Here is a 22,652-nt window from a genome sequence, read left to right as displayed (position 1 = left end):
AGCCGGACGAGGGGGTAACCGAAACCGGACGAGAACCGAGGAGAGCATGTCCGCCGAGAGCACGCCGGATCCCGCCATACCGGGGAAGCCCGTCACGCCGGGAGAGGCCGGCGCACAGGACGCGGCCGCCACCCGCCCCAGAGGCAAGGGGCGCCGCCGCAAGCCGCGCGCCCGCCGCAAGGGCCTCGTGGTCGCGGCCTGGACCGCCGCGGGCATCGCCGTCCTCGGCGGCACCGGCGCCGGATACGTGTTCTTCAAGCTCAACGGCAACATCAAAAGCGTCGACATCGACCAGGCCCTCGGCGCCGACCGGCCCGACAAGGCGGACAACGGCTCCGAGAACATCCTCGTCCTCGGTTCCGACACCCGCGCCGGCTCCAACGGCAAGCTCGGCGGCGGTGAGGACGACGGCAGCGCCCGCTCCGACACGGCGATGATCGTGCACGTCTACAAGGGGCACAAGAAGGCCAGCGTGGTCTCCATACCCCGCGACACCCTCGTCGACCGGCCCGCGTGCACCGACGCGAAGGGCGGCGCGCACGACGCCGCCAAGGACGTCATGTTCAACTCGGCGTACAGCACGGGCGGCGCGTCCTGCGCGGTGAAGACGGTCGAGTCGCTGACCGGCGTCCGCATGGACCACTACCTGGAGGTCGACTTCTCCGGCTTCCAGAAGCTCATCGACGAGCTCGGCGGCGTCGGCATCACCACCACGAAGGACATCGACGACCCCGACAGCCATCTGAACCTCAAGGCCGGACGGCACACGCTCGACGGCAGGCAGGCCCTCGCCCTCGTGCGCACCCGGCACGGCGTGGGCGACGGCTCCGACCTCGGCCGCATCCAGCTCCAGCAGGCCTTCGTCAAGGCGCTCGTCGCGCAGGTCAAGCACATCGGCCTCTTCTCCGGCGGCACCCGGCTGTACGACCTCGCCGACACCGCCACCAAGACCGTGACCACCGACTCCGACCTCGGCTCGCTGAACTCCCTGATGTCCTTCGCCGAGGGCCTCAAGGGCATCGGCGCGGGCAACATGGACATGGTCACCACGCCCGTGCAGTACGACCCGGCGAACCCCAACCGGGTCCTGCTGCGGAAGCAGAAGGCGCAGTTGATCTGGAAGGCGCTCAAGGACGACCGGCCGATCCCCGGGACGGCGACCGAGGGCAACGCCAGCGGCGAGGCGGCGGGCGTCGTCACCCCGTGACCCCCACCCCGTAACCGTCGCCCAGGAGCCCTCCCCGGCCCCCGTCGACGGCCCGGGAATACAACGGCGCCCCCTCCGGTTTGGGGGGATGGCACCAGTCCTGGCAGACTGGTACGTCGGCTCCGGTTCACGCATCCGCATCCCGCGGCGGCGACCCGGCGCCCTCCCGAAACCTAGGAGACACCTTGAAGCGCGACATCCACCCCGCGTACGTCGAGACGCAGGTCAGCTGCACCTGCGGCGCGTCGTTCACCACCCGTAGCACGATCGAGGCCGGCAGCATCCGCGCCGACGTCTGCTCCGAGTGCCACCCGTTCTACACGGGCAAGCAGAAGATCCTCGACACCGGTGGCCGTGTGGCCCGCTTCGAGGCCCGCTTCGGCAAGGCCGCCGGCTCCAAGAAGTAGCGAGCCTGATTTCGCCGGTCCTCGGCCGCGCCCCGCGGGGTGCGCCGGGACCGGCGTTTTTGGTCGCCCGCCTTTCCTTCCGTTCGCAGTATCAGGAGCCAGAGATGTTCGAGGCCGTCGAGGAACTCGTCGGTGAGCACGCCGACCTGGAGACGAAGCTCGCCGACCCGTCGGTCCACGCCGACCAGGCCAACGCGCGCAAGCTGAACAAGCGCTACGCCGAGCTCACCCCGATCGTCGCCACGTTCCGCTCCTGGAAGCAGACCGGCGACGACATCGACACCGCACGCGAACTCGCCGCCGACGACCCGGACTTCGCCGCCGAGGTCAAGGAGCTGGAGAAGCAGCGCGAGGAGCTGACGGACAAGCTCCGCCTGCTGCTCGTCCCGCGCGATCCCAGCGACGACAAGGACGTCATCCTGGAGATCAAGGCGGGCGCGGGCGGCGACGAGTCCGCCCTGTTCGCCGGCGACCTGCTGCGCATGTACCTGCGCTACGCGGAACGGGTCGGCTGGAAGACCGAGATCATCGACTCCACCGAGTCCGAGCTCGGCGGCTACAAGGACGTCCAGGTGGCGGTCAAGACCCGCGGCCAGACCGAGCCCGGCCAGGGCGTGTGGGCCCGGCTGAAGTACGAGGGCGGCGTGCACCGCGTGCAGCGCGTCCCCGCGACCGAGTCCCAGGGCCGCATCCACACCTCCGCCGCCGGCGTGCTCGTCACCCCCGAGGCGGAGGAGGTCGACGTGGAGATCAACCCCAACGACCTTCGCATCGACGTCTACCGCTCGTCCGGGCCCGGCGGCCAGTCCGTCAACACCACCGACTCCGCCGTGCGCATCACGCACCTCCCCACCGGCGTCGTCGCCTCCTGCCAGAACGAGAAGAGCCAGCTGCAGAACAAGGAGCAGGCGATGCGCATCCTGCGCTCCAGGCTGCTGGCGGCCGCGCAGGAGGAGGCGGAACGGGAGGCCGCGGACGCCCGCCGCAGCCAGGTCCGCACCGTCGACCGCTCCGAGAAGATCCGCACGTACAACTTCCCGGAGAACCGCATCTCCGACCACCGGGTCGGCTTCAAGGCCTACAACCTGGACCAGGTCCTGGACGGCGAGCTCGACGCGGTGATCCAGGCCTGCGTCGACGCGGACTCCGCCGCCAAGCTCGCGGCCGCGTAACGCGTAAGAGGCACCCACGCACGAGGACGACACGGAGGACGAGCGTGCAGCGATCCATTGGGGGGCGACCCCCGAGCCCCCGCAGTCTGCTGCTCGCTGAGGTAGCTCAGGCCACCCAGCGGCTGGCCGACGCCGGCGTGCCCTCGCCGCGCACCGACGCCGAGGAACTCGCCGCGTTCGTGCACGGTGTGAAGCGCGGCGCGCTCCACACCGTGCACGACTCCGACTTCGACGCCCGGTACTGGGAGGTCATCGCCCGGCGCGAACAGCGCGAGCCGCTCCAGCACATCACCGGGCGGGCCTACTTCCGCTACCTGGAACTCCAGGTCGGGCCAGGGGTGTTCGTGCCCCGCCCGGAGACCGAGTCCGTCGTCGGGTGGGCCATAGACGCCGTGCGCGCCATGGACGTCGTCGAACCGTGCATCGTCGACCTGTGCACCGGCTCCGGCGCCATCGCGCTCGCCCTCGCCCAGGAGGTGCCGCGCGCCGGCGTGCACGCCGTGGAGCTGTCCGAGGACGCCCTGGTGTGGACCCGCAAGAACGTCGAGGGGTCCCGCGTCGACCTGCGCCAGGGCAACGCCCTCGACGCCTTCCCCGACCTCGACGGCCAGGTCGACCTGGTCATCTCCAACCCGCCGTACATCCCGCTCACCGAATGGGAGTACGTCGCCCCCGAGGCCCGGGACTACGACCCCGAGCTCGCCCTGTTCTCCGGCGAGGACGGACTCGACCTCATCCGGGGCATCGAACGCACCGCACACCGGCTCCTGCGCCCCGGCGGCGTCGTCGTCATCGAGCACGCCGACACCCAGGGCGGCCAGGTGCCGTGGATCTTCGCCGAGGAGCGGGGCTGGGCCGACGCGGCCGACCACCCCGACCTCAACAACCGCCCCCGCTTCGCCACGGCCCGCAAGGCGACGCCGTGAGCGCCACCCACACTCTCTACCGGCAGTACGTGCACGAGGAGGCCCGCTAGACATGGCTCGGCGATACGACACCAACGACGCGACCGACCGCGTGACCGGTCTGCGCGAGGCCGCGTCCGCCGTCCGCCGTGGCGAGCTCGTGGTCCTGCCCACGGACACGGTGTACGGCATCGGCGCGGACGCCTTCTCCTCGGAGGCGGTCTCCGACCTGCTGGAGGCCAAGGGACGGGGCCGCAACATGCCCACCCCCGTGCTGATCGGCTCCCCGAACACGCTCCACGGTCTCGTCACCGATTTCTCGGAGCTGGCCTGGGAGCTGGTCGACGCGTTCTGGCCGGGTGCGCTCACGCTCGTCGCCAAGCACCAGCCGTCCCTCCAGTGGGACCTCGGCGACACCCGCGGCACGGTCGCCGTGCGCATGCCGCTGCACCCGGTCGCCATCGAACTGCTCACCGAGGTCGGCCCGATGGCGGTCTCCTCCGCGAACCTCACCGGACACCCCGCGCCGGAGAACTGCGACTCCGCCCAGCAGATGCTCGGCGACTCCGTCTCCGTCTACCTCGACGGCGGCCCGACGCCCGGCATCGTGCCCTCGTCGATCGTCGACGTCAGCCGCGAGGTGCCGCTGCTGCTGCGCGCGGGCGCGATCTCCGCGGACGAGCTGCGCAAGGTCGTACCCGACCTCGAGGTGGCGAATTGACAGCCCCTGACGCGGGGCGTGGCATAGGCAACGGGGTCAGGGCCGCGGAGGAGACGACGACGTTCGGGTTCCCCCGCGACACCTTCCGCATCCTCCACGTCAGCACCGGCAACGTGTGCCGCTCGCCGATCACCGAGCGGCTGACCCGGCATTTCGTGTCGCAGCGGCTCGGGGTGCTGGGCGGCGGGCTGATCGTGGAGAGCGCGGGCACCTGGGGTCACGAGGGCGCGCCGATGGAGGCCAACGCGGAGGCCGTGCTGGCCGACTTCGGCGCGGACGCGTCCGGGTTCACCGGCCGGGAGCTGCTCGACGAGCATGTGATCCGGGCGGACCTGGTGCTGACGGCCACACGTGACCACCGGGGTCAGGTCATCTCCATGGGGCACTCGGCGGGGCTGCGCACGTTCACGCTCAAGGAGTTCACCCGGCTGGTCAACGCGATCGACCCGGCGACGCTGCCTCCTCTCGAAGAGGGCGTCGTGATGCGGGCCCGGGCGCTGGTGCGGGCGGCCGCGGCGCTGCGCGGCTGGCTGCTCGCGCCCACGGCGGAAGCCGACGAGGTGTACGACCCGTACGGCGCGCCGCTGCCGTTCTTCCGGTCGATCGGCGACGAGATACACCAGGCGCTGGACCCCGTGGTCACGGCGCTCACCGGGGTGCCCGCGCGGATGTAGCGGGCCTGCCGCCGGGCGGTGATGGGCGGGCCCGGTACCGGCGGCCTACATTGGACGTACGGCATCGTCGACGGTCCGGAGTGCGTCATGTCGCTCACCCATGTCAGCGCGGCCGCCGATGCGCTGCGGCGGCAGGACCCCGAGCTCGCCGGGGTGCTGCTGGGGGAGCGTGAACGGCAGGCGTCGACGCTCCAGTTGATCGCGGCCGAGAACTTCGCCTCGCCCGCCGTGCTGTCCGCGCTCGGCTCGACGCTCGCGAACAAGTACGCCGAAGGCTACCCGGGGGCCCGCCACCACGGCGGCTGCGAGATCGTCGACGTCGCCGAACGCCTCGCCGTGGAGCGCGCCAAGACGCTGTTCGCCGCCGAACACGCCAACGTGCAGGCGCACTCGGGGTCGTCGGCGGTACTGGCCGCGTACGCGGCGCTGCTGCGTCCCGGGGACACCGTCCTCGCCCTCGGCCTGTCCTGCGGCGGCCACCTCACGCACGGCTCGCCCGCCAACTTCTCCGGCCGCTGGTTCGACTTCGTGCCCTACGGCGTGGACGCCGAGACCGGGCGCATCGACCACGAGCAGGTGCGGACGCTGGCCCGCGCGCACCGGCCCAAGGCGATCGTGTGCGGGTCCATCGCCTACCCGCGCCACATCGACTACGCCTTCTTCCGGGAGGTGGCCGACGAGGCCGGCGCGTACCTCATCGCCGACGCCGCCCATCCCATCGGCCTGGTCGCCGGCGGAGCGGCGCCCTCGCCGGTGCCGTACGCCGACGTCGTCTGCGCCACCACGCACAAGGTGCTGCGCGGGCCGCGCGGCGGGATGCTGCTGTGCGGCGGCGAACTCGCCGAGCGCGTCGACCGGGCGGTGTTCCCTTTCACACAGGGCGGTGCGCAGATGCACACGATCGCCGCGAAGGCGGTCGCGTTCGGCGAGGCCGCGACACCCGCGTTCGCGGTGTACGCCCGTCAGGTGGTCGCCAACGCGCGGGTGCTCGCGGCAGGGCTGGCGGCGGAGGGTCTGGCCGTCACCACCGGCGGCACGGACACGCACCTGATCACCGCCGACCCCGCGCCCCTCGGCCTGGACGGACGCACCGCGCGCGGCCGGCTCGCGGCGGCGGGCCTGGTGCTGGACTGCTGCGCCCTGCCGCACGCGGACGCCCGCGGTCTGCGGCTGGGCACGGCCGCGCTGACCACACAGGGCATGGGGGAGGGGGAGATGGGGCGGCTCGCCAAGGTGATGGCGGGCGTGCTGAGGGACGAGGTGGAGCTGAAGAGGGCGCGTGAGGAAGTGAGGGAGCTCGCAGGGGCGTTTCCGCCGTATCGGGACTGAACCGGGGTAGGCGCGCTCCCGTACACAGCCACACATGCAACCATCGTGGCTACCCGTAAGTCCCCAACCATATGCAGCCGTCGCTAGGGTGTGGGGCTGTGATGGCCAGCGAGACCTGTGGGGAAGCCCGTGCGTGAATACCTGCTGACGCTCTGCATCACGGCTGCGGTGACGTATCTGCTGACAGGGCCGGTGCGCAAATTCGCGATCGTGGCCGGAGCGATGCCGGAGATCCGGGCACGTGACGTGCACCGGGAGCCCACCCCGCGGCTCGGCGGGATCGCGATGTTCTTCGGCCTGTGCGCCGGACTGCTGGTCGCCGACCATCTGACGAACCTCAACGAGGTCTTCGACAAGTCCAACGAGCCGCGGGCGCTGCTCTCCGGGGCCGCCCTGATCTGGCTGATCGGCGTCCTGGACGACAAGTTCGAGATCGACGCCCTGATCAAGCTGGGCGGTCAGATGATCGCCGCCGGTGTGATGGTCATGCAGGGTCTGACGATCCTGTGGCTGCCCATCCCGGGCGTCGGCAACGTGGCGCTCACCCAGTGGCAGGGCACGCTGCTGACGGTGGCGCTGGTCGTCATCACGATCAACGCGGTCAACTTCGTGGACGGCCTGGACGGCCTGGCCTCCGGCATGGTGTGCATCGCCGCCACCGCGTTCTTCCTGTACGCGTACCGCATCTGGTACTCGTACGGCATCGAGGCCGCCGCCCCGGCGACGCTCTTCTCGGCGATCCTGATGGGGATGTGCCTGGGCTTCCTGCCGCACAACATGCACCCGGCGCGGATCTTCATGGGCGACTCCGGGTCGATGCTGATCGGGCTGGTGCTGGCCGCCGGCGCGATCTCCATCACGGGGCAGGTCGACCCGGACGTGATGAACCTGTTCTCCGGTTCGGAGCGCGAGACGGTGCACCAGACGGTGCCGGTCTACATCCCGCTGCTGCTGCCGCTGACGATCATCGCGATCCCGGCGGCGGACCTGATCCTGGCGATCGTGCGCCGTACCTGGCGCGGCCAGTCGCCGTTCGCGGCGGACCGGGGGCATCTGCACCACCGGCTGCTGGAGATCGGCCACTCGCACAGCCGCGCGGTGCTGATCATGTACTTCTGGTCGGCGCTGATCGCCTTCGGCGCGCTCGCCTACTCGGTCAACTCGGCGTCCATGTGGATCGTCCTGGGCGTGGTGTTCCTCAGCGCGATCGGGCTCGGGCTGCTCCTGATGCCGCGGTTCACGCCGCGCGCCCCGCGCTGGGCGGAGGCGTTCGTGCCGCCGCGCTACCGCCGCCGCAAGGTCGTGCCGGCGGCTGCGGCCGCGGGCCCGGGGGAGCCGGGCGAGGGCGACCAGGAGGAGCCGCGAACTCCTGTGACGGTCGGGGTCTCCGGGGTCAACGGGGCGACCGCCGTGGGCCCTCGTTCGCGTGCGGCAAGGTAAGAATCTGACGAGAGCATTGCCAAGTCGTGGGGAAGCGGGCGGGTGGCAAAGCGCCCAATACCAGACAAGTGGGCGCGGTTTCTGCACAGACGCGCACTGTCATTCTCATGTGTGACAGCAAGCACACCATCCAGGTAAAGACCTCATCAAATAGTTTGTGATACGGTTCACGAGAACCCCGGATAGAGCCGAAGGACCGTAGTGCGACGGTCCATTGGTGTGAGGTCTTCACCCTGTCGGACCGGGACTACGCTCGTCCATGACGACACCCTGCCCCCTGTGAAAGCGGAGTTGCCGCCATGCCGTCCAACGACGTCCGGATCCTTGCCCAGGCTGCCGTGCCCACGGCTGCCGTCGGCGCGATTGCCGCCGTCGTCGGCGGTGTCGTCGCCGGCGGCAAGGGGGCGATCGGTGCGGTCGTCGCGACGCTCGTGGTCGTCCTCTTCATGGGTATCGGTCTCTACGTCCTGCAGCGCACCGCCAAATCGCTTCCGCACCTGTTCCAGGCGATGGGCCTGATGCTCTACGCGGCACAGATCCTGCTGCTGTTCGTCTTCGTCGCCGCGTTCAAGAACACGACGCTGTTCCACCCCAAGGTCTTCGCCATCACGCTGGTCGTCGGCACCCTCGCCTGGATCGCCGCGCAGACGCGTGCCCATATGAACGCCAAAATCCTTTACGTCGAGCCCGATTCGACGACGGGCCCGAAGCCCGAAAAATCGGGGCACTCGTCGTGAGGAGTAGGGCCGGGATAAAGAGGCGTGAGATCTCCTGCTATCGTCCGGTGCCAACTGCGGCATCGCGGGCGCGGGCATCCGAGCTGACGCCTGCTCCATCGCGAGGCGAGATGCCCCCAAGCCGCCCCCACATCCGTAACACCAGTCCCGTGCCGAACCGCGGCCCCGCGCCGCGCCGACACAACGAGGTTGCCGTACCCATGCGTCACGCCGAAGGAGCCCGCGGTGAGTGCTGACCAGACCCAGCTCGCCTTTGACTGGAGCTGTCGGATCATGTCCGACAACGGGTGTGGTTTTCCGGCTCCGGGCCTGCACTCGTTCCTCTTCAAGCCGATCGCCACGGTCGGGGGGTTCGAGTTCAACAAGGTGATGCTGCTCGCCATCATCACCACCCTCGTGGTCGTCACCTTCTTCACCCTCGCCTTCGGCAAGGCGAAGGTCGTGCCGGGCAAGCTCCAGATGGTCGGCGAGGCCGGCTACGACTTCGTACGCCGCGGCATCGTCTACGAGACCCTCGGCAAGAAGGAGGGCGAAAAGTTCGTCCCCTTGATGGTCTCGCTGTTCTTCTTCATCTGGATCATGAACATCTGGTCCGTGATCCCGCTGTCGCAGTTCCCGGTGTCGTCGATCATCGCGTACCCGATGGTGCTGGCCGCGATCGTCTACGTGGTGTGGGTCTCCATGACCTTCAAGCGGCACGGTTTCGTCGGCTTCTTCAAGAACGTCACCGGTTACGACAAGGAACTCGGCCCGGTCCTCCCGCTCGTGATGGTCATCGAGTTCTTCTCGAACCTGCTCGTTCGCCCCTTCACGCATGCGGTCCGACTCTTCGCCAACATGTTCGCCGGCCACCTGATGCTGGTGATGTTCACCGTCGCCTCCTGGTATCTGCTGAACAGCTGGATGATCCCGGCCGCCGGTGTCTCCTTCGTCATGACGATGGTCATGATCCTTTTCGAGCTCTTCGTGCAGGCGGTTCAGGCGTACGTCTTCGTGCTCCTCGCCTGCTCGTACATCCAGGGCGCTCTCGCCGAGCATCACTGAGCCCCAGTCCCTCAAGCCCCTGATCGTCCGGTGGCCAACCCCCGCCGGTCCATGAAAAAGAAGGAAGATTCAGCATGGCTGCCCTTGAGACCCTCGCCGCTGTCGAAGGCAACATCGGTTCCATCGGCTACGGCCTCGCCGCCATCGGCCCCGGCGTCGGCGTCGGCATCATCTTCGGCAACGGCACCCAGGCCCTCGCCCGCCAGCCCGAGGCGGCCGGCCTGATCCGCGCCAACCAGATCCTCGGCTTCGCCTTCTGTGAGGCGCTCGCCCTCATCGGCATCGTCATGCCGTTCGTCTACGGATGATCGAGCCCTGACGAGCGAACCTGCCAACGAAAGGCACTGATGTGATCGCCAACCTGGTGCAGCTGGCGGCCGAGGAGAAGCAGAACCCGCTTATTCCTCCGGGCCCCGAGCTGCTCGTCGGCACCATCGCCTTCGCCATCGTGTTCTTCTTCTTCTGGAAGAAGCTGCTTCCGAACATCAACAAGGTTCTGGAAGAGCGCCGCGAGGCGATCGAAGGCGGTATTGAAGAGGCCGAGGCCATGAAGGTCGAGGCCCAGAGCGTCCTTGAGCAGTACAAGGCGCAGCTCGCCGAGGCCCGGCACGAGGCCGCGCGTCTGCGCCAGGAGGCGCAGGAGCAGGGCGCGACCCTCATCGCGGAGATGCGCGCGGAGGGTCAGCGGCAGCGCGAGGAGATCGTCGCCGCCGGGCACTCCCAGATCGAGGCCGACCGCAAGGTCGCCGCGGCCGCGCTGCGCCAGGACGTCGGCAAGCTCGCCACCGAGCTGGCCGGCAAGCTCGTCGGCGAGTCCCTCGAGGACCACGCCCGGCAGAGCCGCGTCATCGACCGCTTCCTCGATGAGCTCGAGGAGAAGGCCGAGGCGTCGCGATGAACGGAGCGAGCCGCGAGGCCCTGACAGCCGCACGCGAGCGTCTCGACGCGCTGACGGACTCCACGTCCGTGGACGCGACGCGGCTCGCCGCCGAGCTGGCGGCCGTCACCGCGCTGCTCGACCGCGAGGTGTCGCTGCGTCGGGTCCTCACCGACCCGGCGCAGGACGGCGAGGGCAAGGCCGGGCTGGCTCAGCGCCTGCTCGGCGGCCAGGTCAGCGGCGCCACCGCCGACCTGGTGGCCGGACTGGTGCGCTCCCGCTGGTCGCAGTCGCGCGACCTGGTGGACGCGCTGGAGGAACTGGCGAACACCGCCGACCTCACCGCCGCGCAGAAGGCCGGCACGCTCGACGACGTCGAGGACGAGCTGTTCCGCTTCGGGCGGATCGTCACCTCGAACACCGAGCTGCGCGCCGCGCTGACGAACCGGAAGGCCACCGCCTCCGCCAAGGGCGAGCTGCTGCGCAGCCTGCTGGGCGGTCGTGCGGACGCGGCCACCGAGCGTCTGGTGACGCGCCTTGTCACCGCGCCGCGAGGCCGTAGCCTGGAAGCGGGACTCGAGTCCCTGTCCAAGCTCGCCGCCGAGCGCCGGGACCGCGTCGTGGCCGTCGTCACGTCCGCCGTGCCGCTGAGCGACCCGCAGAAGCAGCGCCTGGGCGCCGCCCTCGCGAAGCTCTACGGCCGCACGATGCACCTCAACCTCGACGTGGACCCCGAGGTCCTCGGCGGGATCCGGGTGCAGGTCGGCGACGAGGTGATCAACGGCTCCCTCGCGGACCGCATCGAGGACGCCGCCCGCCGCATGGCGAGCTAGCAGCAAGAAGACCGCAGTACGTACGCAAGCGGCCCTGGTTGGGCCGTGCAGAGGATTCACCTCTTTCAGGGGGGAGTCCGGGATTCAGACATCCCCCCAAAGTGAAACTTCGGGCCCAACAAGGAGAGCAGGGAACCCAGATGGCGGAGCTCACGATCCGGCCGGAGGAGATCCGGGACGCGCTGGAGAACTTCGTCCAGTCGTACAAGCCGGACGCGGCCTCGCGCGAGGAGGTCGGTACGGTCACCCTTGCCGGCGACGGCATCGCGAAGGTCGAGGGCCTGCCCTCGGCCATGGCCAACGAACTGCTGAAGTTCGAGGACGGCACCCTCGGCCTCGCGCTCAACCTGGAAGAGCGCGAGATCGGCGCCATCGTCCTCGGTGAGTTCAGCGGCATCGAGGAGGGTCAGCCGGTCACCCGTACCGGCGAGGTCCTGTCCGTGGCCGTCGGCGAGGGCTACCTCGGCCGTGTCGTCGACCCGCTCGGCAACCCGATCGACGGCCTCGGCGAGATCGAGACGACCGGCCGCCGTGCCCTGGAGCTTCAGGCTCCCGGCGTCATGGCCCGTAAGTCGGTGCACGAGCCGATGGAGACCGGCTACAAGGCCGTCGACGCGATGACCCCGATCGGCCGTGGCCAGCGTCAGCTGGTCATCGGTGACCGCCAGACCGGCAAGACCGCCCTGGCCGTCGACACGATCATCAACCAGCGCGACAACTGGCGCTCGGGCGACCCGAAGAAGCAGGTCCGCTGCGTCTACGTCGCCATCGGCCAGAAGGGCTCGACCATCGCCTCCGTGCGTGGCGCCCTCGAAGAGGCCGGCGCGCTGGAGTACACGACCATCGTCGCCGCCCCGGCGTCCGACCCGGCCGGCTTCAAGTACCTCGCGCCGTACACCGGTTCGGCCATCGGTCAGCAGTGGATGTACGAGGGCAAGCACGTCCTCATCATCTTCGACGACCTGTCGAAGCAGGCCGACGCCTACCGCGCCGTGTCGCTGCTGCTGCGCCGCCCGCCGGGCCGCGAGGCCTACCCGGGTGACGTCTTCTACCTGCACTCCCGTCTGCTGGAGCGTTGCGCGAAGCTCTCCGACGAGCTGGGCGCCGGCTCGATGACCGGTCTGCCGATCGTCGAGACGAAGGCCAACGACGTCTCGGCGTTCATCCCGACCAACGTCATCTCCATCACCGACGGCCAGTGCTTCCTGGAGTCGGACCTGTTCAACGCCGGTCAGCGTCCCGCGCTGAACGTCGGTATCTCGGTCTCCCGCGTCGGCGGCTCGGCCCAGCACAAGGCGATGCGCCAGGTGTCCGGCCGTCTCCGCCTCGACCTGGCCCAGTACCGCGAGCTGGAGGCGTTCGCCGCCTTCGGTTCCGACCTGGACGCCGCGTCGAAGTCGCAGCTGGAGCGTGGTCAGCGACTGGTCGAGCTGCTCAAGCAGCCGCAGTACCAGCCGATGCCGACCGAGGACCAGGTCGTCTCCGTGTGGGCCGGCACCACCGGCAAGATGGACGACGTCCCCGTCTCCGACATCCGCCGCTTCGAGAAGGAGCTGCTCGAGTACCTGCACCGCAAGGAGCAGGGCCTCATGACCTCCATCAAGGAGGGCGCGAAGATGTCGGACGACACCCTCACCGCTGTGGCCGACGCGATCGCCGAGTTCAAGAAGCAGTTCGAGACCTCGGACGGCAAGCTTCTCGGCGAGGACGCCCCCGCCGCGGCCAAGTGACGTAGGAAGGGACCTGACTCATGGGAGCCCAGCTCCGGGTCTACAAGCGTCGCATCCGATCCGTCACCGCGACCAAGAAGATCACCAAGGCGATGGAGATGATCGCCGCCTCGCGCGTCGTCAAGGCGCAGCGCAAGGTGGCGGCCTCCACGCCGTACGCGACCGAGCTCACCCGCGCGGTCACGGCGGTCGGCGCCGGCTCGAACACCAAGCACGCGCTGACCACGCAGGCCGACAAGGTCGTGCGGTCCGCGGTGCTGCTCCTGACGAGCGACCGCGGTCTCGCCGGCGCCTTCAACTCCAACGCCATCAAGGCCGCGGAGCAGCTGACGGCGCGCCTCGAGGCCGAGGGCAAGCAGGTCGACACGTACATCGTCGGCCGGCGTGGTCTCGCGCACTACAACTTCCGTGAGCGCAAGGTCGCCCAGTCGTGGTCGGGCTTCACGGACGAGCCGACGTACGCGGACGCCAAGAAGGTCGCGGCGCCGCTGATCGAGGCCATCGAGAAGGACACGGCGGACGGCGGCGTGGACGAGATCCACATCGTCTTCACCGAGTTCGTCTCGATGATGACGCAGACGGCCCTCGGCGACCGTCTGCTGCCCCTCAGCCTCGACGAGGTGGCGAAGGAGGCCGCCCCCAAGGGCGAGATCCTCCCGCTGTACGACTTCGAGCCGTCGGCGGAGGACGTCCTCGACGCCCTTCTGCCGCGCTACGTCGAGAGCCGCGTCTACAACGCGCTCCTTCAGTCGGCAGCCTCGAAGCACGCCGCCACGCGGCGCGCGATGAAGTCGGCGACCGACAACGCGGGAGAGCTGATCGAGACGCTCTCACGCCTTGCCAACGCGGCCCGCCAGGCCGAAATCACCCAGGAAATCAGCGAGATCGTCGGTGGCTCCGCAGCCCTGGCCGACGCGACCGCGGGGAGTGACAGGTAATGACGACGACAGTTGAGACGGCCGTTGCCACGGGCCGCGTCGCCCGGGTCATCGGCCCGGTCGTCGACGTGGAGTTCCCCGTCGACGCCATGCCGGAGATCTACAACGCCCTTCACGTCGAGGTGGCCGACCCGGCCCAGGACGGCGCGAAGAAGACGCTGACCCTGGAGGTCGCCCAGCACCTGGGTGACGGCCTGGTCCGCACCATCTCCATGCAGCCCACCGACGGTCTGGTCCGCCAGGCCCCGGTCACCGACACGGGCACGGGCATCACCGTCCCCGTCGGCGACTTCACCAAGGGCAAGGTGTTCAACACCCTCGGTGACGTGCTGAACGTCGACGAGCAGTACGACGGCGAGCGCTGGTCCATCCACCGCAAGGCCCCGAACTTCGACGAGCTCGAGTCGAAGACCGAGATGTTCGAGACCGGCGTCAAGGTCATCGACCTTCTCACCCCGTACGTCAAGGGTGGAAAGATCGGTCTGTTCGGCGGCGCCGGCGTCGGCAAGACGGTGCTCATCCAGGAGATGATCTACCGCGTCGCCAACAACCACGACGGTGTCTCCGTGTTCGCCGGCGTCGGTGAGCGCACCCGTGAGGGCAACGACCTCATCGAGGAGATGGCCGACTCGGGCGTCATCGACAAGACCGCCCTGGTCTTCGGTCAGATGGACGAGCCCCCGGGCACCCGTCTGCGCGTGGCCCTCGCCGGTCTGACCATGGCGGAGTACTTCCGCGATGTGCAGAAGCAGGACGTGCTGTTCTTCATCGACAACATCTTCCGCTTCACCCAGGCCGGTTCCGAGGTGTCGACCCTGCTCGGCCGTATGCCCTCCGCGGTGGGCTACCAGCCGAACCTGGCCGACGAGATGGGTCTCCTCCAGGAGCGCATCACCTCGACCCGTGGTCACTCGATCACCTCGATGCAGGCGATCTACGTCCCCGCGGACGACCTGACCGACCCGGCCCCGGCCACCACGTTCGCCCACCTCGACGCGACGACGGTTCTCTCCCGTCCGATCTCCGAGAAGGGCATCTACCCGGCCGTGGACCCGCTGGACTCCACGTCCCGCATCCTGGACCCGCGCTACATCGCGGCGGACCACTACGCCACCGCGATGCGGGTGAAGAACGTCCTGCAGAAGTACAAGGACCTCCAGGACATCATCGCCATCCTCGGCATCGACGAGCTCGGCGAGGAGGACAAGCTCACCGTCCACCGCGCCCGTCGCGTGGAGCGCTTCCTGTCCCAGAACACCCACGTCGCCAAGCAGTTCACCGGCGTCGACGGGTCGGACGTCCCGCTGGACGAGTCGATCGCCGCGTTCAACGCGATCATCGACGGCGAGTACGACCACTTCCCGGAGCAGGCGTTCTTCCTCTGCGGTGGCATCGAGGACCTGAAGAAGAACGCGAAGGAGCTGGGCGTCTCCTGAGCTGACGGCTCTTGAGCGGTCCTTCCGCTCACGTCCGTGAGCCGCGTGCTCACACCGGAGGGGGCGGGGTTCGTCCCGCCCCCTCTTTCACGCCCCTTAGACTTGTAACCAACACCCGGCAGACGCCGGGTGGTGACCCGAGGAGCCACCTTGGCTGCTGAGCTGCACGTCGCGCTGGTCGCGGCCGACCGAGAGGTCTGGTCCGGCGAGGCCACCCTGGTCGTCGCGCGCACCACGTCCGGCGACATCGGCGTCATGCCCGGTCACCAGCCGCTGCTCGGTGTGCTGGAGTCGGGCCCGGTGACCATCCGTACGAGTGACGGTGGGACGGTCGTCGCCGCGGTGCACGGCGGTTTCATCTCGTTCGCGGACGACAAGCTGTCGCTGCTGGCCGAGATCGCCGAGCTGTCGGACGAGATCGACGTCCAGCGCGCGGAGCGCGAGCTCGAGCGTGCGAAGGCGGAGGGCGATGCCACCGCCGAGCGCCGCGCGGACGTACGACTGCGCGCGGCGGCGGCGAGCTGACCCAGCTCACCGTGTGATGACGTCACTCAGCCGCGGCCGGCACCGGAGCGATCCGGAGCCGGCCGCGGCTGAGGCAGATCTGGATGTTTTTTCCGTTCCGTTACCTATCGAAGGTACCTAGGAGACGAGGAGGTCGGTGTCGATGGTCCTCGCTCTGACTGTGTGCGGAATCGTCGTGGCGCTGGTGGCGCTGGGGCTGTTCGTCTTCGGCCTGCGCCGCAGGCTCATCCAGCGCTCCGGCGGCACCTTCGACTGTTCCCTGCGCTGGGACGTGCCCGAGAAACCGGACCCGAGCGGAAAAGGCTGGAGCTACGGCGTCGCCCGCTACAACGGCGACCGCATCGAGTGGTACCGCGTCTTCTCCTACGCCTACCGGCCGCGCCGCGTCCTGGAACGCGCCTCGATCGAGGTGGCCGGCCGCCGGCTCCCCGAGGGCGAGGAGGAGCTGGCGCTGCTGTCCGACGCGGTGATCCTCGTATGCGTCCACCGCGGCACGCGACTGGAACTGGCGATGAGCGAGGACGCGCTGACCGGTTTCCTCGCGTGGCTGGAAGCAGCCCCGCCCGGACAGCGGGTGAATGTGGCGTAGCCGCATTCACCCGCTGTCCGGCGCTCCCCCGGGACGAAGTCCGGGGGAGCGCCGACGTCGCTTGACCGGTTACAGGTTGTTGCTGATGGCGTTCACCAGTTCGCCGTTCGCCGTGTCTCCGCTGAACTCCCAGAAGAACGCGCCGCCCAGGCCCTGGTTCTTCGCCCAGTTCATCTTCGTGGCGATGGTGGCCGGGGTGTCGTAGGACCACCAGTTGCCGCCGCACTTCGCGTAGGCGGTGCCGGCGATCGTGCCGGTGGGCGGACAGGAGGTCTTGAGGACCTTGTAGTCCTCGATGCCCTGCTCGTAGGTGCCCGGGGCCGCTCCCGTGGCGCTGCCGCCCGGGGCGTCCTGGGTGACGCCGCTCCAGCCGCGGCCGTAGAAGCCGATGCCGATGAGCAGCTTGTTCGCCGGCACGCCCTTCGCCTTGTACTTGGCCATGGCGTCGGCCGTGGTGAACCCGGCCTGCGGGATGCCGCTGTAGGAGGTGAGCGGCGAGTGCGGGGCCGTCGGTCCCTGGGCGGCCCAGGCGCCGAAGAAGTCGTACGTCATCACGTTGTACCAGTTGACGTAGGCCGCGGCGCCCCCGTAGTCGGCGGCGTCGATCTTGCCGCCGGAGGAGCCGTCCGCCGTGGTGGCCGCGGTGACCAGGTAGTTCGCGCCGAACTCGGCCCGCAGTGCCGCCATCAGGTTCTTGAAGGCCGCGGCGCCCGAGGTGTCGCAGGACAGCCCGCAGGCGTTGGGGTACTCCCAGTCGATGTCGATGCCGTCGAAGACGTCGGCCCAGCGCGGGTCCTCGACCAGGTCGTGGCAGGACCGCGCGAACGCGGCGGGGTTGGCGGCGGCCTGGCCGAAGCCGCCGGACCAGGTCCAGCCGCCGAAGGACCACAGCACCTTGATGTGCGGGTACCTGGCCTTCAGCTGGCGGAGCTGGTTGAAGTTGCCGCGCAGCGGCTGGTCCCAGGTGTCGGCGACGCCGCTGACGGACTGGTCGGCGGTGAAGGCCTTGTCGTAGTCGGCGAAGGAGTCGCCGATCGCGCACCGGCCGTTCGTGACGTTGCCGAAGGCGTAGTTGATGTGGGTGATCTTGGCAGCCGAGCCGGACGTCACCAGGTTCTTGACGTTGTAGTTGCGGCCGTAGATGCCCCACTCGGTGAAGTAGCCGAGCTTGACCTTGTCGCCGGTGGGCGGGGGCTCGGTGGTGCCGCCGGTGGTGCGCACGGCGCGGGCGCCGCTGACCGGGCCGCTCTGGTCGGCGGTGTCACGGGCGCGGACGGTGTACGAGTAGTCCGTGCCGGCCGTCAGCCCGGTGTCGGTGTATGAGGTCGTCGTGACGGTGGCGACCTTGGCGCCGTCGCGCAGCACGTCGTAGTTCTTGACGCCCTTGTCGTCGGTGGCGGCCGACCAGCTCAGCTTCACCGAGGTATCGGTGACTGAGGAGGCTGTGGGGATGCCCGGGGCGGACGGGGGCGCGTCGCCGGGGACCGTGGCGCCGTCGCAACCGCCGCCGTTGAGCTTGCAGTTGGCGGGGGAGCCGGAGCCGGTGCCGTTGAACCCGAAGGAGACGGAGGCGCCGGGGGCGAGTGTGCCGTTCCAGGACTTGTTCCTCGCGGTCCAGTGGGTGCCGGCGGAGGTGACGTCGGCGTCCCAGGCGGAGGTGACGGACGTGCCGGAGGGGAAGTCCCACTCGACGGTCCAGGAGGTGAGGGTGGTGGTGCCGGTGTTCTTCACCGTCCACTTGCCCTCGAAGCCGGTGCCCCAGTCCTGGGGCTTGGTGTAGGAAGCGGTGGCGGAGGGGGCCGCCTCGGCGGGGCTCGCGAGACCGACCAGTCCGGCGAAGGGGAGCAGCAGGGTGACCAGCCCTGCCGCGACTCGGTTCCTGAAGCGCATCGTGCGCCTCCTCGGGGGAGTTGTGGGGGGCGTGACTGAGCCTCACGCCACGGTGCCGCGAGAATAGAAAGGTCTGGACCACGGGTCAATAGGTCTGGACCACTCTGCTCATGCCGGTGGTTCGGCGTGCTGGATCCCCAACTCCTGCGCCAGCACGGCCGCTTGCACCCGGCTGCGCAGTTCCAGCTTCGCCAGCAGTCGGCTGACGTGCGTCTTCGCCGTCGCCTCGGCCATGTCCAGCCGCTCGGCGATCTCCGCGTTCGACAGCCCCTCGCCCAGACAGGCCAGCACCTCGCGCTCGCGCCGGGTCAGCGACTCCAGCACCGCCGGATCCGCCTTCGGCGGCCGGGCCGGCCGCGCCGCGAACTCGGCGATGAGCCGCCGCGTGACGGCGGGCGCGACGACGCCCTCGCCCCCTGCGACGGTCCGCACCGCAGCGATGAGGTCCTTGGCCTCGGTGTTCTTCAGCAGGAACCCGGCGGCCCCCGCGCGCAGCGCCCCGAACACGTACTCGTCCAGGTCGAAGGTGGTCAGCACCAGGACGTCCGCGAGGCCCTCCGCGACGACCGCCCGGGTCGCCGACACGCCGTCCATCCGCGGCATCTGAACGTCCATCAGCACCACGTCCGGCCGCAACTCCCTTGCCAGCGTGAGTGCCTGCTCCCCGTCCACCGCCTCCCCGACCACCTCGACGTCGGACGCGCTGCGCAGGATGAGGACCAGCCCGGCGCGTACGGCGGACTGGTCCTCGGCGACGAGCACACGGATCATGCGGGGCCTCCTCGGGCGGCGGTGCGAACGGGGTCAGGGGTGGCGACGGCGTCGGTGAGGGGCAGGGCGGCGCGCACCGACCAGAGTCCGCCGTGAGCGGACGTCGCCGGGCCGGCCTCGAAGGTCCCGCCCAGCAGCTCCGTCCGCTCCCGCATCCCGACCAGCCCCGCCCCCGAACCGGGGGCCCGCGGCCCGTCCCGGTCGCCGTACGGGCTCGTCACCTCCACGGTGAGCGAACCGTCCCGCCGGGCCAGGCACACGGTCACCCGGCCGGGGGAGGCGTGCTTGAGGGCGTTGGTGAGGGACTCCTGGACGATCCTGTACGCCGCCAGCCCCACCGGGGCGGGGACAGGTCCGCCGCCGTCGTCCAGGGCCGTGCCGAGCTCGACGTCCAGGCCGTTGGCGCGCGCGCCCTCGACCAGCGAGCCGAGGCCGTCGAGGGTGGGCGCGGCGACCGGTTCCAGGTCACCGCCGCTGTCGCGCAGGATCCCGATCAGCCGCCGCATCTCCGCCAGTCCCTCGACGCTGTTCTCCCGGATCACGCCGAGGGCCTCACGGGAGGTCTCCGGGCTGTCGATGGAGAGCGCGGCCGTGGAGTGGATGGCGATCGCGGACAGGTGGTTGGCGACCATGTCGTGCAACTCGCGTGCCATCCGGGCGCGTTCTGCGACGACCGCCTGCGTCCGGTCCATCTCGGCGAGCAGCGCGGTCTGTTCGGCGCGCAGCCGGGCGGCCTCGGCGGCGTCACGGTGATTGCGGACGATCAGGCCGGTGGAGGCCGGCGCGAGCGACACGAGCCCGACGGCCACCCCGATCAGCAGAGCCTCGGGCACCCGCCAGGCCGCGAACGGCACCACCGTCGCGAGCACCGTGACCAGCCCGGTGATCCAGGGGATACGGCGAGCCGACGCGGGCGTGCCGTACAGCACGGCCGCGTACACCAGGTCCGTGAACATCAGCAGGGTGCCCAGGCTGCCCTGGGTCATCGTGTCCAGGGTCAGCGCGACCGTGGCGGTCAGCAGGGCGACGCGTGGCGCGGTCCGGCGCAGCAGCTCGCAGCCCGCCGTAACGAAGAGCGGCAGGAGGACGGGCCAGCGCCCGTCGAACAGGACGATCGGGTCGGCCGCCCGCCGGGTGCCGAGCCCGATGCCCCACAGCAGCAGCCCGCCGAGCAGCCCGCCGGCCGCCGCGTACACGTCGAGCCGGTGCGGTCGGGGGAGTCGTCGGGCCATGCCTCCATCCAACACGGCCCACCGCGTCGGCGAGTGATCCCCCGGAAGGGTCCGGGACTGCATCGTTCGATGTACCGGAGGTTCGTCACCGGCGACGACGATCCCGGCCGCCGGGCGCGGGAGCCTTGAGTGGTGAGCGAGAGGAGCGAACCGTGGTCGTCTGGTTGGTCGCCGCCTGTGAGATCGGATTCTGGGTGCTGCTGGCGCTCGGGCTGGGCGCCCGCTATCTGCTGAAGTGGCGCCGTACGAGCGTCGTGCTGCTGTTGTGCGAACCGGTGCTGGAGCTCGTGCTGCTCGCCGCGACGGCCGTCGACCTGAGGAACGGCGCCGAGCCGGGCTGGGAGCACGGTCTGGCGGCGCTGTACATCGGCTACACCGTGGCGTACGGGCACTACACGATCCGCTGGCTCGACGGCCACGCCGCGCACCGCCTGGCCGGCGGTCCGCCGCCGCCGAAGCCGCCCCGCTACGGCCGCGCCCGCGCCCGGCACGAGGCGAAGCTGTGGCTGCGCGCAGTCCTGGGCGGGGCGGTCGCCCTGGCCCTGCTCCAGCTCGCCGTCCTCTACGTGGGCGACTCCGGGGACGTCAGCTCGTTGCGGGCGTTCCAGTGGACGACCCTGCGCATCGTCGGCGTCTACGGCCTGATCGCCCTGTCGTACACGGTCTGGCCCCGCAGGGCCCCGGCGGACGCGGACGCCGACGACGCGGTGGAGGTCAAGGCCCGCTAGGCGGCGTTCAGCGCTCCCCGCCGGGGACCCACAACACGTCGCCCTCGGCCTTGTTGGCCGTCCTCGCCAGAATGAACAGCAGGTCCGACAGGCGGTTGAGGTAGGTCGCGGTCAGCGGGTTCATCGCCTCGCCGTGGACCTCCAGCGCGGCCCACGTCGAGCGCTCCGCGCGGCGGACCACCGTGCACGCCTGGTGCAGCAGGGCCGCGCCGGGCGTGCCGCCGGGCAGGATGAAGGAACGCAGCTTCTCCAGCTCCGCGTTGAAGCGGTCGCAGTCCGCCTCCAGCCGGTCCACGTAGAACTGCTCGACCCGCAGCGGAGGGAACTCCGGGTTCTCGACCACCGGCGTCGACAGGTCCGCGCCCACGTCGAAGAGGTCGTTCTGCACGCGGGTGAGGACGGCGACGACCTCCGCGTCGAGCCCGCCCAGCGCGATCGCCGTGCCGAGCACCGCGTTCGCCTCGTTCGCGTCCGCGTACGCGGCGATCCTCAGGTCGGTCTTGGCGACCCGGCTCATGTCGCCGAGGGCCGTCGTGCCCTGGTCGCCGGTCCTCGTGTAGATGCGCGTCAGATTGACCATGCGGCCAATCTAGACCCTCCCCGCCGAGCCGTTCCGTCGCCTTCGTCACCCCTGCCCAGCACGGGGTCAATCGGTGCGAATCAGACAGGATTTGACGACGTGACCGGTGTCTCACCCGCTGAGACGTGAAACGCGTTACTAACCGGTCACACAGCGCCTCAGGCCCGCTAGTGTCCGGCCGAGAGCCGTGAGGAAGCGGTCGATACGCCGGATGGCTGACGCCGGTGACATCGGACGCGCGAGCGGGCAGGGCTTCTACAGGCACGGAATCCGCACAGGCCTCACCGGCCTCACCCCTGCGGGTGAATCTGCTATCGGTTCGCTCACAGACGGCAACCTCCGACCGCTTCACGCAGTCAGAGGGGGCAACACCGGACATCACACCGCGGAGCACGAGACGCACGCTTAGGGGAGCGCTATGTACATCAGGGGCGACCACGCCGAGCTGGTCGTCGGGGGCCGTCTCGACGTCCGCACCGCGGCGGACGCCCGTACGGCCCTGCACACGGCGGTCGACGGCGGCGTAGGCGACCTGGTGCTCGACCTGTCCGAACTGGACTCCTGGGACGCCACCGGCCTCGGCGTCATCATGGGCGCCCACCGCCGCGCCGGCCGCTGCGGCCGCCGTCTCGTCCTGCGCGGCGTACCGCCCCAGATGCAACGCCTGCTGGTGGCCACCCGGCTGCACCGCATCCTCGCCATCGAGGGCGGCATCCCGGTGGAATCCCTGCCCCGGGTGTGAAACGCCCCCACGGGGGACCCGGCACACGGCGCGCGCACCGGCACGGTCGCGGTCGCACACCTCTCCGTGACGAAACGCGCGCCGCACGCAATCCTCACCGGACTGTGACGTCTCGGGCGGCGTGGCCCCCCGGACTGTCGTGGAT

24 protein-coding genes are annotated in these 22,652 nt (G+C 69.9%); 20 read left to right on the top strand and 4 right to left on the bottom strand.

Annotated elements, in window-relative coordinates:
- Positions 1-46 precede the first annotated feature (46 nt).
- The 18 genes from EV567_RS23990 to EV567_RS23905 all read left to right on the top strand — a co-directional run bounded on the left by EV567_RS23990 (position 47) and on the right by EV567_RS23905 (position 16,564).
- The gene (locus EV567_RS23990) at positions 47-1,207 is read left to right on the top strand and encodes an LCP family protein (protein ID WP_130443488.1); all 1,161 of its coding nucleotides are present in this window, start codon (positions 47-49) and stop codon (positions 1,205-1,207) included.
- A gap of 185 nt (positions 1,208-1,392) precedes the next feature.
- Positions 1,393-1,614, top strand: coding sequence for a 50S ribosomal protein L31 (rpmE, locus tag EV567_RS23985; protein ID WP_130443486.1), 222 nt, complete (start codon positions 1,393-1,395; stop codon positions 1,612-1,614).
- A 104-nt stretch (positions 1,615-1,718) separates the two neighbouring features.
- Positions 1,719-2,786, top strand: a complete 1,068-nt coding sequence (gene prfA / locus EV567_RS23980; RefSeq protein WP_130443484.1) for a peptide chain release factor 1 — start codon at positions 1,719-1,721, stop codon at positions 2,784-2,786.
- An 86-nt stretch (positions 2,787-2,872) separates the two neighbouring features.
- Positions 2,873-3,712 carry a peptide chain release factor N(5)-glutamine methyltransferase gene (prmC, locus tag EV567_RS23975; protein ID WP_130443536.1) on the top strand — a complete coding sequence of 280 codons (840 nt, stop codon included), beginning with the start codon at positions 2,873-2,875 and terminating at the stop codon, positions 3,710-3,712.
- Between the two features lie 52 nt (positions 3,713-3,764).
- A complete protein-coding gene (locus EV567_RS23970; RefSeq protein WP_130443482.1) occupies positions 3,765-4,412 on the top strand; it encodes an L-threonylcarbamoyladenylate synthase in 648 nt (215 codons plus the stop codon).
- Positions 4,409-5,086 (top strand): protein-tyrosine-phosphatase, encoded by a 678-nt coding sequence (locus EV567_RS23965; RefSeq protein WP_130443480.1) that lies wholly within the window; start codon positions 4,409-4,411, stop codon positions 5,084-5,086. The genes EV567_RS23970 and EV567_RS23965 overlap by 4 nt, the downstream gene beginning before the upstream one ends.
- 87 nt (positions 5,087-5,173) lie before the next feature.
- Positions 5,174-6,415, top strand: a complete 1,242-nt coding sequence (gene glyA, locus EV567_RS23960; protein WP_130443478.1) for a serine hydroxymethyltransferase — start codon at positions 5,174-5,176, stop codon at positions 6,413-6,415.
- 129 nt (positions 6,416-6,544) lie between these two features.
- Positions 6,545-7,855, top strand: a complete 1,311-nt coding sequence (locus EV567_RS23955) for an MraY family glycosyltransferase (RefSeq protein ID WP_130443476.1) — start codon at positions 6,545-6,547, stop codon at positions 7,853-7,855.
- 299 nt (positions 7,856-8,154) lie between these two features.
- On the top strand, positions 8,155-8,592 hold the full coding sequence (locus tag EV567_RS23950) for a hypothetical protein (protein WP_130443474.1): 438 nt from the start codon (positions 8,155-8,157) through the stop codon (positions 8,590-8,592).
- Positions 8,593-8,865: 273 nt separating this feature from the next.
- On the top strand, positions 8,866-9,636 hold the full coding sequence (gene atpB, locus EV567_RS23945; protein WP_130443534.1) for a F0F1 ATP synthase subunit A: 771 nt from the start codon (positions 8,866-8,868) through the stop codon (positions 9,634-9,636).
- Between the two features lie 74 nt (positions 9,637-9,710).
- Entirely contained in the window at positions 9,711-9,944 is a 234-nt protein-coding gene (gene atpE, locus EV567_RS23940; protein WP_031485821.1) for an ATP synthase F0 subunit C, read from the top strand.
- Between the two features lie 41 nt (positions 9,945-9,985).
- Positions 9,986-10,534 (top strand): F0F1 ATP synthase subunit B, encoded by a 549-nt coding sequence (locus EV567_RS23935; RefSeq protein WP_130443472.1) that lies wholly within the window; start codon positions 9,986-9,988, stop codon positions 10,532-10,534.
- Positions 10,531-11,346 (top strand): F0F1 ATP synthase subunit delta, encoded by an 816-nt coding sequence (locus EV567_RS23930; RefSeq protein WP_130443470.1) that lies wholly within the window; start codon positions 10,531-10,533, stop codon positions 11,344-11,346. The genes EV567_RS23935 and EV567_RS23930 overlap by 4 nt, the downstream gene beginning before the upstream one ends.
- Before the next feature lie 140 nt (positions 11,347-11,486).
- Positions 11,487-13,076 (top strand): F0F1 ATP synthase subunit alpha, encoded by a 1,590-nt coding sequence (atpA, locus tag EV567_RS23925; protein ID WP_130443468.1) that lies wholly within the window; start codon positions 11,487-11,489, stop codon positions 13,074-13,076.
- A gap of 20 nt (positions 13,077-13,096) precedes the next feature.
- Positions 13,097-14,014, top strand: coding sequence for a F0F1 ATP synthase subunit gamma (locus tag EV567_RS23920; protein WP_130443466.1), 918 nt, complete (start codon positions 13,097-13,099; stop codon positions 14,012-14,014).
- Positions 14,014-15,450: a F0F1 ATP synthase subunit beta gene (gene atpD / locus EV567_RS23915; protein WP_130443464.1), complete on the top strand. Its 1,437-nt coding sequence runs from the start codon at positions 14,014-14,016 to the stop codon at positions 15,448-15,450. The genes EV567_RS23920 and atpD overlap by 1 nt, the downstream gene beginning before the upstream one ends.
- A 150-nt stretch (positions 15,451-15,600) precedes the next feature.
- On the top strand, positions 15,601-15,975 hold the full coding sequence (locus tag EV567_RS23910) for a F0F1 ATP synthase subunit epsilon (RefSeq protein ID WP_130443462.1): 375 nt from the start codon (positions 15,601-15,603) through the stop codon (positions 15,973-15,975).
- A 142-nt stretch (positions 15,976-16,117) separates the two neighbouring features.
- Positions 16,118-16,564, top strand: coding sequence for a DUF2550 domain-containing protein (locus EV567_RS23905; RefSeq protein ID WP_130443461.1), 447 nt, complete (start codon positions 16,118-16,120; stop codon positions 16,562-16,564).
- A 69-nt stretch (positions 16,565-16,633) separates the two neighbouring features.
- On the opposite strand, the gene EV567_RS23900 is transcribed toward EV567_RS23905, so the two are convergent.
- The 3 genes from EV567_RS23900 to EV567_RS23890 all read right to left on the bottom strand — a co-directional run bounded on the left by EV567_RS23900 (position 16,634) and on the right by EV567_RS23890 (position 20,457).
- Positions 16,634-18,454 (bottom strand): glycoside hydrolase family 18 chitinase, encoded by a 1,821-nt coding sequence (locus tag EV567_RS23900; protein ID WP_130443459.1) that lies wholly within the window; start codon positions 18,452-18,454, stop codon positions 16,634-16,636.
- A gap of 108 nt (positions 18,455-18,562) precedes the next feature.
- Positions 18,563-19,225 carry a response regulator transcription factor gene (locus EV567_RS23895; protein WP_130443457.1) on the bottom strand — a complete coding sequence of 221 codons (663 nt, stop codon included), beginning with the start codon at positions 19,223-19,225 and terminating at the stop codon, positions 18,563-18,565.
- On the bottom strand, positions 19,222-20,457 hold the full coding sequence (locus EV567_RS23890; RefSeq protein ID WP_130443455.1) for a sensor histidine kinase: 1,236 nt from the start codon (positions 20,455-20,457) through the stop codon (positions 19,222-19,224). The genes EV567_RS23895 and EV567_RS23890 overlap by 4 nt, the downstream gene beginning before the upstream one ends.
- A gap of 152 nt (positions 20,458-20,609) precedes the next feature.
- Here EV567_RS23890 and EV567_RS23885 point away from each other — a divergent pair, with 152 nt between their 5' ends.
- Complete coding sequence (locus EV567_RS23885; RefSeq protein ID WP_130443453.1) at positions 20,610-21,185, top strand: hypothetical protein; 576 nt, start codon at positions 20,610-20,612, stop codon at positions 21,183-21,185.
- 7 nt (positions 21,186-21,192) lie between these two features.
- On the opposite strand, the gene EV567_RS23880 is transcribed toward EV567_RS23885, so the two are convergent.
- On the bottom strand, positions 21,193-21,765 hold the full coding sequence (locus EV567_RS23880; RefSeq protein WP_130443451.1) for a cob(I)yrinic acid a,c-diamide adenosyltransferase: 573 nt from the start codon (positions 21,763-21,765) through the stop codon (positions 21,193-21,195).
- A 418-nt stretch (positions 21,766-22,183) separates the two neighbouring features.
- Here EV567_RS23880 and EV567_RS23875 point away from each other — a divergent pair, with 418 nt between their 5' ends.
- Positions 22,184-22,507, top strand: a complete 324-nt coding sequence (locus tag EV567_RS23875; protein ID WP_130443450.1) for an STAS domain-containing protein — start codon at positions 22,184-22,186, stop codon at positions 22,505-22,507.
- Positions 22,508-22,652: the final 145 nt, after the last annotated feature.

Source organism: Streptomyces sp. BK239, assembly GCF_004217285.1.
In the GTDB taxonomy this organism is placed as follows: Bacteria; Actinomycetota; Actinomycetes; order Streptomycetales; family Streptomycetaceae; genus Streptomyces.
The sequence above is the reverse complement of the archived record's forward strand: the minus strand, read 5'-3'. Positions and strand labels throughout refer to the sequence as shown.

Bases quoted from the DNA above. Each gene is read 5' to 3' on its own strand.
- atpA (WP_130443468.1), top strand. From the start codon at position 11,487: ATGGCGGAGCTCACGATCCGGCCGGAGGAGATCCGGGACGCGCTGGAG.
- EV567_RS23880 (WP_130443451.1), bottom strand. From the start codon at position 21,765: ATGGTCAATCTGACGCGCATCTACACGAGGACCGGCGACCAGGGCACG.
- EV567_RS23920 (WP_130443466.1), top strand. From the start codon at position 13,097: ATGGGAGCCCAGCTCCGGGTCTACAAGCGTCGCATCCGATCCGTCACC.
- atpD (WP_130443464.1), top strand. From the start codon at position 14,014: ATGACGACGACAGTTGAGACGGCCGTTGCCACGGGCCGCGTCGCCCGG.
- prfA (WP_130443484.1), top strand. From the start codon at position 1,719: ATGTTCGAGGCCGTCGAGGAACTCGTCGGTGAGCACGCCGACCTGGAG.
- EV567_RS23905 (WP_130443461.1), top strand. From the start codon at position 16,118: ATGGTCCTCGCTCTGACTGTGTGCGGAATCGTCGTGGCGCTGGTGGCG.
- glyA (WP_130443478.1), top strand. From the start codon at position 5,174: ATGTCGCTCACCCATGTCAGCGCGGCCGCCGATGCGCTGCGGCGGCAG.
- atpB (WP_130443534.1), top strand. From the start codon at position 8,866: ATGTCCGACAACGGGTGTGGTTTTCCGGCTCCGGGCCTGCACTCGTTC.
- EV567_RS23890 (WP_130443455.1), bottom strand. From the start codon at position 20,457: ATGGCCCGACGACTCCCCCGACCGCACCGGCTCGACGTGTACGCGGCG.
- EV567_RS23990 (WP_130443488.1), top strand. From the start codon at position 47: ATGTCCGCCGAGAGCACGCCGGATCCCGCCATACCGGGGAAGCCCGTC.
- EV567_RS23950 (WP_130443474.1), top strand. From the start codon at position 8,155: ATGCCGTCCAACGACGTCCGGATCCTTGCCCAGGCTGCCGTGCCCACG.
- EV567_RS23875 (WP_130443450.1), top strand. From the start codon at position 22,184: ATGTACATCAGGGGCGACCACGCCGAGCTGGTCGTCGGGGGCCGTCTC.
- atpE (WP_031485821.1), top strand. From the start codon at position 9,711: ATGGCTGCCCTTGAGACCCTCGCCGCTGTCGAAGGCAACATCGGTTCC.
- EV567_RS23930 (WP_130443470.1), top strand. From the start codon at position 10,531: ATGAACGGAGCGAGCCGCGAGGCCCTGACAGCCGCACGCGAGCGTCTC.
- EV567_RS23900 (WP_130443459.1), bottom strand. From the start codon at position 18,454: ATGCGCTTCAGGAACCGAGTCGCGGCAGGGCTGGTCACCCTGCTGCTC.
- EV567_RS23895 (WP_130443457.1), bottom strand. From the start codon at position 19,225: ATGATCCGTGTGCTCGTCGCCGAGGACCAGTCCGCCGTACGCGCCGGG.
- EV567_RS23970 (WP_130443482.1), top strand. From the start codon at position 3,765: ATGGCTCGGCGATACGACACCAACGACGCGACCGACCGCGTGACCGGT.